General features: G+C 71.8%; 10 protein-coding genes. 1 reads left to right on the top strand and 9 read right to left on the bottom strand.

The genetic code is table 11. From position 1 onward, the window contains the following. Positions 1–31: 31 nt before the first annotated feature. A complete protein-coding gene (locus tag VED21_RS01195) occupies positions 32–517 on the bottom strand; it encodes a GNAT family N-acetyltransferase (protein ID WP_324880475.1) in 486 nt (161 codons plus the stop codon). Between the two features lie 80 nt (positions 518–597). On the opposite strand from VED21_RS01195, the gene VED21_RS01190 reads away from it, so the two are divergent. Further along, a complete protein-coding gene (locus tag VED21_RS01190) occupies positions 598–1,680 on the top strand; it encodes a GNAT family N-acetyltransferase (protein WP_324880474.1) in 1,083 nt (360 codons plus the stop codon). A 7-nt stretch (positions 1,681–1,687) separates the two neighbouring features. Here the strand turns inward: VED21_RS01190 and VED21_RS01185 are convergent, their stop codons facing one another. From VED21_RS01185 to VED21_RS01150, 8 genes are all read right to left on the bottom strand, one after another. Then, positions 1,688–1,867: a hypothetical protein gene (locus VED21_RS01185; protein ID WP_324880473.1), complete on the bottom strand. Its 180-nt coding sequence runs from the start codon at positions 1,865–1,867 to the stop codon at positions 1,688–1,690. A gap of 106 nt (positions 1,868–1,973) precedes the next feature. Next, positions 1,974–2,945 (bottom strand): GNAT family N-acetyltransferase, encoded by a 972-nt coding sequence (locus VED21_RS01180; protein WP_324880472.1) that lies wholly within the window; start codon positions 2,943–2,945, stop codon positions 1,974–1,976. A 38-nt stretch (positions 2,946–2,983) separates the two neighbouring features. After that, a complete protein-coding gene (locus VED21_RS01175; RefSeq protein WP_324880471.1) occupies positions 2,984–4,042 on the bottom strand; it encodes a glycosyltransferase in 1,059 nt (352 codons plus the stop codon). Between the two features lie 9 nt (positions 4,043–4,051). Next, positions 4,052–4,930 carry a PIG-L family deacetylase gene (locus VED21_RS01170; RefSeq protein WP_324880470.1) on the bottom strand — a complete coding sequence of 293 codons (879 nt, stop codon included), beginning with the start codon at positions 4,928–4,930 and terminating at the stop codon, positions 4,052–4,054. Continuing rightward, positions 4,927–5,838 carry a beta-xylosidase gene (locus tag VED21_RS01165; protein ID WP_324880469.1) on the bottom strand — a complete coding sequence of 304 codons (912 nt, stop codon included), beginning with the start codon at positions 5,836–5,838 and terminating at the stop codon, positions 4,927–4,929. Before VED21_RS01165 ends, VED21_RS01170 begins: the two co-directional genes overlap by 4 nt. Positions 5,839–5,849: 11 nt before the next feature. After that, on the bottom strand, positions 5,850–6,620 hold the full coding sequence (locus VED21_RS01160) for a TIGR04290 family methyltransferase (RefSeq protein WP_324880468.1): 771 nt from the start codon (positions 6,618–6,620) through the stop codon (positions 5,850–5,852). Between the two features lie 16 nt (positions 6,621–6,636). Then, entirely contained in the window at positions 6,637–7,380 is a 744-nt protein-coding gene (locus VED21_RS01155) for a nucleotidyltransferase family protein (RefSeq protein ID WP_324880467.1), read from the bottom strand. Between the two features lie 175 nt (positions 7,381–7,555). Further along, the gene (locus VED21_RS01150) at positions 7,556–8,638 is read right to left on the bottom strand and encodes a CgeB family protein (RefSeq protein ID WP_324880466.1); all 1,083 of its coding nucleotides are present in this window, start codon (positions 8,636–8,638) and stop codon (positions 7,556–7,558) included. Positions 8,639–8,787: the final 149 nt, after the last annotated feature.

Below are 8,787 nucleotides of genomic sequence, written 5' to 3'. Positions count from 1 at the left end.
CCAACATCGCCTTCACCGCCGACGCGTCGGGCTACGAGGCTTCCCTCGCCAAGGCCGCCAACGCATCCCCGGTGAGCCGGTACGGCAGCCATTCTTCCAGCTGCTTGAAGCCGATGCGGTCGTAGAAGCCGCGCGCCGGATTCCAGTTCAGCACGTTGAGGTCCACCCGCTTGCAGCCGCGCTCGACGGCGCGCTGCGCCACCGCGGCCAGCAGCTTGCGCCCGACGCCGAACTTGCGGGCGTGCGGCTGGACGTACAGGTCCTCGACGAACAGGCCGGCCCGCCCCTCCCAGGTCGAGTAGTTGCGGAAGGTCAGCGCGAAGCCGACCGGCGCACCGTCCAACTCGGCCATCAGCGCCTCGAACACCGGGTCCGCCCCCCAGCCCTCGCGGCGCACGTCGTCCACGCTGGCCTTCACCGCGTGCGGCTCGCGCTCGAACTCCGCCAGTTCCCGGACGAAGCGCAGGATCAGTTCGGCGTCGGCTTCGACGGCCGGGCGGATGGCGACGGTGGGCATGCCCCGGTTCCCTTCTTCCTGATTGGCGGCGGGACGATATCGGACTTCCGCGCAGGCGCACAAATGGTTCTAATCGCGCCATGCCCGAACCCGTCACCATACGCGCGGCCCGGCCGGACGAGGCCGGCGCCCTTCTGGACCTCGTGCGGGACGTGGACGCCGAGAGCCCGTTCCTGCCGCGCGAGCCCGGTGAGCCGCCGTCCTGGCTCGCCACCGGCCGTCCCACGGAGGACCTCGCCGCCTTCCAGGCGCGCGGCAACGCGACGGTCTTCGTGGCGGAGCACGCCGGGCACCTTATCGGCTACCTGGGTGCCAACGGCGGGCGCCTCGCCGGCAACCGCGGGGTGCTGACGCTGAAGGTCGGCGTGCGCGCCGCGTGGCAGGGCCGCGGCCTGGGCACGCGCCTGTTCGCGGCGGCCGGAAACTGGGCGCACGCCATCGGCGCGCACCGGCTGGAGCTGACGGCCGCCGCTCCCAACATCCGGGCGCACGCGCTGTACCGCCGCCTGGGCTACGTGGACGAGGGGCGCATGCGCGACGCCATGCGGGTGGACGGCGTCTGGCGGGACGAGCTGATCCTCGGCAAGCCGCTCTCCCCCGCCGACGCCCCGGAGTGGCCCCCGCTGCTCCTCGACCCGACGCCGCCCGCCCTGCCCGTTCCCGTCTCCATCCGCCCCGCCGGGCCGGAGGACGCCGCCGCCTACCATGCCTTCGACGCCGCCGTCCGCCGCGAAACGCCCTTCCTGCTGCGCGGCCCCGGGGAGGGGCTGGCCGGTCCCGAACACGCCCGCCGCTTCCTGGCCGGCCAGCGGGGACGCCGCGCCGTGACGCTGGCCGCCGTGACGGCACACGGCGGCATCGCCGGGGCCGCGTCGGTGTGGACCGGCCCCTACCGCCGCACCGCGCACGAGGGCGCCCTGGCGCTGGCGGTGCGGCGGGATCACTGGGAACGCGGCGTCGGCCGCCGCCTGATCGCCGAGGCGGAGGATTGGGCGCACAAGGCCGGCCTGCACCGGCTGTCGGCCTGGGTGCTGGGCCACAACGTCCGCGCCCGGCGCTTCGGCGCGTCCTGCGGCTATGGGGAAGAAGCGGTCTGCCGCCGCTACGCCCGTATCGACGAACAGTTCGCCGACCACGTGCTGCTGGCGAAGCTGCTGGGGTGAAAACGGCTTACGCGGCCAGCGCCTTGCCGCACGAAACCTGACAGCGCTGATGGCACTGCGGGTCGGCGCAGAGGTTGGTGCGCACGGCCTCCAGGCGCGCCAGCAGAAGCCGCGCCTTCTCTTCGGCACTCGGATCGGAACGCAGCGTATCGATCGCCCGCTCCAGAACATCCTCGCGCATGGCCATGCCATTTACCCCTTTCGTCATAGGAACGGCACCATACTGTGACGGATTTATGAATCAATCCTGATTAGATTGCGTTTTTCGCATGCACGGGTTGCGCGACGATCCGTCACACACTTATGCGTGGTATTACCACCAGCCGCCGGACCGTCACCCGATCTCCGGCGCCCCAGCGGTATTTGTAGGGCTCCCGCCCGCGCAGGAAGTGGAATTCCCGCGCGCCCTCCCCCACGGCCTCCTCGATGGCGTGCCCGACGGCGAGCGTGCCTGGGCCGACCGGCGCCATCCCGGGATCGAAGCCGCCGATGTAGTAGAAGGCCCGCCCCCGGTGGCGGAGCCCGTAGTGCACTGCGGCCAGCCGCCCGCCGAGGGACAGCGCCGTCAGGCGCAGCGCCCCGGCCGCCAGCAGCCCGGCCGCCGCGGCGCGGTGGAAGGCGCGCACCTCGGGCGACGCCAGCACGCCGGCCTCGCCGCGCCCGGCCCAGCGGGCGCCGTGCAGGCGGAACAGCGCGTCCAGCAGCGCCGGCAGAGAGTCCGCGTCGGCCCGCTCCACGCTCAGGCCGCCGGCACGTTCGGCGCGGGCGCGGGCGTGGCGCAGGTTGCGCTCCGCCCCGGCCGGCAGCGGCCGGGTGAGGTCCATCACCGGGCAGACGTCGCACTCCCGCCGCTCCTCCCGCCAGCCCGGCGGCAGCGGCACGTCCAGCAGCGCCGAGCCCTGCATCACGTCGAACAGGTCCAGCGTGGCGCCGGGCAACGCCGCGCCCAGCGTACGCAGGGCCTCCGTCACGGCGGGAAACAGCGTGGCGTCGAGCAGCGCGTCCTGCAGGTCGGTGGTGCCCGCACCCAGCAGCCGCAGCGTGCCGCCGTCCTCGTACAGCGGCAGCACGCCGGCCAGCCGCCCGTCGCGGCGCAGTTCCAGCACCCACGGCCGGCCGGGCCGGAAGGCGCGCCACCACGCCAGCAGCCACGCGGGCGACTGGAACGGCAGGGCGCCGGGTGCCGCCGCCCACAGCGCCGCCCAGTCCGGCGCCAGCGCATCCAGGTCCCCATCGCCGGTCAGCCAGCGGGCGGCAATGCTCACGTGGCGATCCTCACGTAGGGGTCCTCACGTGGGGGCACTCACGCGGCGCCGACGGCGCGCTCGCGGCCGGCGGCCAGCTCCTCGTACCGGGCCAGATAGCGCGCCACCATGCGATCCTGCCCGTGGCGCGCGCGCGCCGCGGCGCGGCAGGCTTCGGGGTCGATCTGCTCGCAGGCGGCGATCGCCTCGGCCATCCCGGCCGCATCCTCGACCAGGAAGCCGGTGACGCCCTCCTCCACGATGTCGCCCAGCGCGCCGGTCGGGAAGGCCACCACCGGCGTGCCGCAAGCCAGCGCCTCCATGGCGACCAGCGAACTGGTCTCCGGCGCCAGGCTCGGCACCAGCAGGCAGCGCGCCGCCCCCAGCATCCAGCGCTTGCGCGCGAAGCCGACGGGACCCAGGAAGCGGCAGCGGCCGTCCAGGTGCGGCTGCACCTCCTCGCGGAAATAGCGCTGGTGTTCGGGATAGGGGTAGATCTCGCCCGCCATCAGCAGCTGCAGGTCGGTGCGGCGCACGGCGTCGATGGCGACGTGGAAGCCCTTCTCCTTGCACACTCGGCCCATCGCCACGGCGAATCGGCGCTTGGGCACGCGGATCATCAGGCGGTCGACCGGCACGCCGTTCTCGATGGGCGGCAGCAGGCGCACGCCGGCCGGCGCGCTCTCGTGCTGCGAGCGCGACACGCCGTGCAGCCACGTGTCCGGCCGGCCGGGGGTGAGCGCGCCGGCCGGGTACCAGTCCAGCGGCAGGTGCAGAGTCACCAGTGCCGGCACGTCCGGCGGCGGCAGGTATGTGGCGAAATCGATGCCGTGCAGGTGCACGATGTCGACCGGGAAGCGCGCCAGCGCCTCGCCCATGGCGGCGCGCACCCGCGCGTGCCCGGCGGCGCGCGCCGCGTCGTCCACCTCGCCGTGCACGCGCGGCACGGCGATCAGCGTGCCGGCCACCTCCGACCGCTCCTCGGCGATGACGATGGAGCGGTGGCCGGCGCGCGCCAGTCCGGCGTCGAGCGCGCACAGCACCTGCTCCGCCCCGCCGACGGAATCGGGGCCGACGGCTGCGAAGGGATAGGCCACGCTGAGAACGGTCAGTGCCATCAAGCCTCCTCAAGCCCCCATCTCAAATCCCAGGGCGGCGGACGCCGCGGCGGCGAGGCGCCGCCAGCGCGTCCCGTCTATCGCGAATCCCCACTCCTCGTACTGCAGCGGCCCGTTGTGCGGCGGCCGGGTGAAATCGGCCGGCGGGGCCGGGCGGAACCGCTCCACCTCCACGCCGAACAGCGACAGCACCTCCGCCTGCGACGCGTGCGCGTCCAGCATCCGCCGCTTGGCGGCGCGCAGCCCCTCGTCCAGCGTCACCGTCCGTGCCCGGAAGGCGGCGTGCGGCAGGAAGTCCTGCACCGTCATGGTCCCCGTCGCGTGGTGGTAGAAGGCCATTTCGACCAACCGCGGCGCCCGTCCGCCGTTCCGCGCGACCAGCGCGCACGCCGCGCGCACGGCGAAGGCGGCGGCGTCGTGGTCCGGGTGCCCGCCCTCGTACGGATGCGTCAGCACGGCGTCGGGCGCCAGGGCGGCGAAGCGGTCGGCAAGGCGGAGGGCCAGCGGTTCCAGGTGTTCGGCCGCCTGCTGGTCGGGAAGGCCGAAGGACTCGGCGTGGTCCGGCGGGAAGCCGGCGGCGGCGAGCGCGGCTTGCAGCTCGCCGCGCCGCCGGTCGGCGTAGGCCTGCCAGCCGGCGCAGCCGGCCGCCGCCGCATCGCGCCCGTCGCGCGGCGCGCCGTCGGTCAAGTGGATGAGGCGCAAACCATAAACCTTGCCCCCACCCTTCCCGCCTTCGGCGGGCCCCTTCCCTCCCCCGCCGGAGGCTGGAGAGGGAGCGTTTGCCGCCAGCACTCCGCCCGCGCCGATGGTCTCGTCGTCCGGGTGGGCGACGACGATCAGCAGGCGCGCGCCGGGCGGCACGCCCAAAACATCGCTGTGAGCGGTCATTCGGCCGGCGACAGCGCGTCGGCGGGCGCGTAGCGGCGCACCATGTCGGCGCAGAACGTCGCGAACTCTTCCTTCACCTGGGGCGGGCTGGTGTGGTGGGGCTCGATGCCCCGGTGCTCGGGCGTGAAGCAGAAGGTCACCGTCACCTGGAAGTCCTGCAGCGCCTCCATCTGCCGGTCGAACCAGTCCAGCGCCCCCTCGCGGTAGCTGTCGGCCCAGCTCAGCCCCGTGCGCAGGTAGGTGACGCCCAGGTCCTTCATCCAGCGCACGGCGTCGTCCAGCCGGTGGTCCTGGAAGTGGAACCACTGGCACAGGCCGATGTCCGGCGTGACCTTATGGAAGTGCTTGCACGCCAGCTTCGGCGTGCCGTCCTCGCGGATCAGGCCCATGTAGAAGTGGCGGTAGTAGCTGGACCCCTCCGCCTCGCGGTGGCGGGTGGTGGCCGGCCAGGCGCGCGGCAGGTCGAACAGGCTGTACCAGTGGATGCGCGGCGCCCGGCCGCGCAGCAGCTCGGCCGTGCGCAGCAGGCCGAACTCCTGCACCTCCTCGGCGCCGAAGGTGGAGACGCCGACCTCCGACACCCACAGCGGCAGGTCGGTGACCGCCTGGATCTCCTTCAGCTTCTCCGGCCACTCGTGGATCTGCCAGTGGTTCCAGTCCAGCGGGAAACCGTGCACCGCCACCGCGTCCACGTGGTCCAGCACGCCGCGGCCCTTCATGTTGTTCATGAAGCCGGCGTCGATGGGCGAGATGCCGCCCAGCACCTTGGGCAGCTTCGGGTTGACCGCGGCGATGGCGTCGGCCGCGCACGTCACCATGTCGGCGAACCGCGCCCACTCCGGATCGAGCTGGAAGTCCCAATGGGATTTGTTGTTCGGCTCGTTCCAGAGCATCACCGCTTCGATCATGCCTTTTCCCTTTAACGTGGTCCCCGGGACGGATAGACGGGTGCCGCCCAGTCCGAGCGCTCCGCTTTGCGGCAGACGAACACCTCGTCCTCCGGATGGTCGATCACCGCGAAGCCGGCGGCGCGCAGCATCGCCTCGGCCCCGGCGCGGTTCGGGATCCACCAGTTCGTCTCGTCGCCGCTGTACTTGTTTTCCACGAAGACCATGCGCGGGTAACCCGGGCGTTCGAAGTGGTCGACGTCGCTGAAGGGATAGTCCTCCGCCACCGGCTCCACCTCCTGTGTGCCGCGCAGCATCGACTGGAAGATCATCAGGTCGCCCGCCACGTGCTCGCGGATGAGGTCCAGCGCCAGCAGCGGGTGGCGCAGGTGGTAGAGCACGCCCATGAAGATGACGACGTCGAACCGCTCGCCCAGGTCCGCCACGTCGTAGACGGACAGCTTGCGGAACTCGATGTCCGCCCCCATCACCTCGGCGGCGAAACGGGCTTGGGCCAGGTAGGTGTCGTCGTAGTCGATGGCGACGACCCGCTCCGCCCCGCGGCACTTCATCTCGATGGAGTAGAATCCGCCGTTGCAGCCGATGTCGAGCACGCTCTTGCCCCTAAGGTCCGCCGGCACCGCGTGGGCGAAGCGCTGCCATTTCACGCGCGGGTAGTCGCCCAGGAAATGGTCGGGCGCCGTCTGCACGCCGTTCAGGTCGATGTTGTGGAACCAGCGCCCCAGTTCGCGGACGCGGCGTTCGATCAGTTCCGGCGTCAAGGCGCCCTGCCGATTCAACACGAATCCTCCCTTCCATTCATTCCGCGGCTTCGGAGAAGGTGCCGCCGCTCAGCAGGCGGATGGCGGTCCGGTAGCCGCGCACCGTGCCGACGTCGACGTAGGACGCACCGGCGCGCACGCCCACCGCCTCGCCGCCCTCCTTGATCCAGGCGTTGACCAGCGTGCCCATGTACTCGTCCTGCCGTTCGCGCCGGCACCACAGGGCGTGCAGTTCGTGGAACACCGCCCCCGGCATCTTGAAGGCGCCCCAGATCCAGTTGCTGGCGGCCTGCCGGCTCTTCACCTGGATCTCGCGCACGCGGCCCTGGGCGTCGGTGACGACGGCGTCGAACAGCTCCGGCTGTTCCACCGGGAACAGCAGGAAGGACAGCAGGTCGTCCGGCAGGCTGGCCAGCGCGTCGTCGGGAAACCACACGGTGTCCGGCAGGCCGATCATCACCGGCTCGTCCGGGTGGATCAGGTGGCGGGCGCGGAACAGCGCGTCGCACAGGCCGCCGGGCCGCGGCTGCACGACGTAGGCGAAGTCCGCCCCCTCCACCCGGTCGCCGTAGTATTGCAGGATGTCGAACTTGCCCGGCGAGATGACGAAGGCGATCTTGTCCGCCCCGCCCTTCACCATGCGCTCGACCAGATACTCGCTGACGGCGCGCGGCCGTTCGGCCTGTCCGTCGAAGCGGCTGCCGACCGGCAGCAGCTCCTTGGAAAAGGCCAACGGCTGGATGCGCGTGCCGCTGCCCGCCGCCGGGATGATGCCCCACATGGTTCAGGTTCCTCCGGCGTGCATGCGATGGAAGGTGTTTGGAGACAGGGATGAACACGGATGTTTCCACGGATGGACACGGATGATGTTTTCCGCGGACAAGCCGCATCCGTGTTCATCCGTGTCTGCATCCGTGTTCATCCGTGTCTCCCGTTCTTTCCTGAGCGGGCGCCCATCACATGCCCCCCGCCTTCTTGCCGGCGGCTTCCAGCGCGTTGCGCAGGTCGGCGACGCGGCGTTCGGCGGTGTGCTGAATCAGCGTGCGCTCGCGCGCCCGGCGCGCCATGCGGGCGAGGTGGTCGCGCGGCAGCGACAGCGCGGTGGTCACGTCGTCGGTGTCCCTGGCCACCAGGATCTCGCGGCCGGGCTCGAAGAAGGCGTCCAGCCCCTCCCACGCGTCGGAGATGATGGGCACGCCGCAGGCCGCCGCCTCGAACAGGCGGCCGGACGGGCACCAGCCCATGCGCTTCATGGCGTCGCGCGTCACGTTCAGCGTCAGGGTGGAGGAGCAGAAGAAGGCCGGATGCTCGGCCGGCGGCAGGTGGCGGACGAAGTAGATGTTGGGCGTCCAGGGGAAGCTGTCCGGGTACTGCGCACCGCCGATGACGAAGCGCCGCCGGGTCAGCCGCCGCGCCGGCTCGATGAACAGGCGCTCCAGCGTCTCCTGCCGGTCGGCGGCGTAGGTGCCGAGGTAGGACAGGTCGCCCATGTAGGTCTCGACCGCCGCCACCGGCCGGTGCACCTCCGGGTCCACCCAGCCGTAGAGCGGCGCCACCACCCTGGCCCCCAGCCGCGCCTTCAGCTCCTCCAGCGCCGCCCCGCCGGTGTAGCTGAGCACGAGGTCGAAGCCGCCCAGCCCTTCCTTCGGCAGATACGGTGGCCGTTCCCCCGTGCGCAGGCGGGCCAGCGTCACCGGCGTGTCCAGGTCGTAGAACACCGTGCGCTGCGCCGTGGAGCCGAGCACGAGCGCGCTGGCCGCCACGCCGTCCGGGCAGTAGGAGGTGACCATCGCCACGTCGGCATCGGCCGCCTGCCGCTCCGCCTCCGGCGCCACGGTGTCCCAGTCGCGGTAGAGGATCAGCTCGCCGCCCGGAATGTCCCAGAAATCCCGGTGCTCGGCGTAGTACGGCACGTCGCGCTCGAAGAACACCACCCGGTGCCCCCGCCGCGCCAGCGCCTTGACCAGCCCCCGCCAGAGCGTGGCGTGGCCGTTGCCCCAGGAGGAGCTGATGGTCAATCCGAAGATGACGAACTTCATCGTGCCGCCCCGCTGTGTGCCGCCCCGCGGTCTGGGCCGTCGGTGGTAGGACCGTGCCCGACCGTGTGCCCGACCGTGTGATTGAGACAGAGGACCCGCGGGCCCCAACCGTCGATGGCTAGAACACTTACCGACGCCGGAGCGACCTC

The sequence above is a fragment of the Azospirillum sp. genome, from assembly GCF_035627195.1.
Lineage (GTDB): Bacteria > Pseudomonadota > Alphaproteobacteria > Azospirillales > Azospirillaceae > Azospirillum.
Note: the sequence above shows the minus strand (reverse complement) of the source record. Positions and strands in the feature narration are given on the sequence as shown.

What these genes read in the sequence shown, in the direction of transcription:
- VED21_RS01195 (WP_324880475.1), bottom strand. Translation starts at nt 517, where the DNA reads ATGCCCACCGTCGCCATCCGCCCGGCCGTCGAAGCCGACGCCGAACTG.
- VED21_RS01190 (WP_324880474.1), top strand. Translation starts at nt 598, where the DNA reads ATGCCCGAACCCGTCACCATACGCGCGGCCCGGCCGGACGAGGCCGGC.
- VED21_RS01185 (WP_324880473.1), bottom strand. Translation starts at nt 1,867, where the DNA reads ATGGCCATGCGCGAGGATGTTCTGGAGCGGGCGATCGATACGCTGCGT.
- VED21_RS01175 (WP_324880471.1), bottom strand. Translation starts at nt 4,042, where the DNA reads ATGGCACTGACCGTTCTCAGCGTGGCCTATCCCTTCGCAGCCGTCGGC.
- VED21_RS01170 (WP_324880470.1), bottom strand. Translation starts at nt 4,930, where the DNA reads ATGACCGCTCACAGCGATGTTTTGGGCGTGCCGCCCGGCGCGCGCCTG.
- VED21_RS01165 (WP_324880469.1), bottom strand. Translation starts at nt 5,838, where the DNA reads ATGATCGAAGCGGTGATGCTCTGGAACGAGCCGAACAACAAATCCCAT.
- VED21_RS01155 (WP_324880467.1), bottom strand. Translation starts at nt 7,380, where the DNA reads ATGTGGGGCATCATCCCGGCGGCGGGCAGCGGCACGCGCATCCAGCCG.
- VED21_RS01150 (WP_324880466.1), bottom strand. Translation starts at nt 8,638, where the DNA reads ATGAAGTTCGTCATCTTCGGATTGACCATCAGCTCCTCCTGGGGCAAC.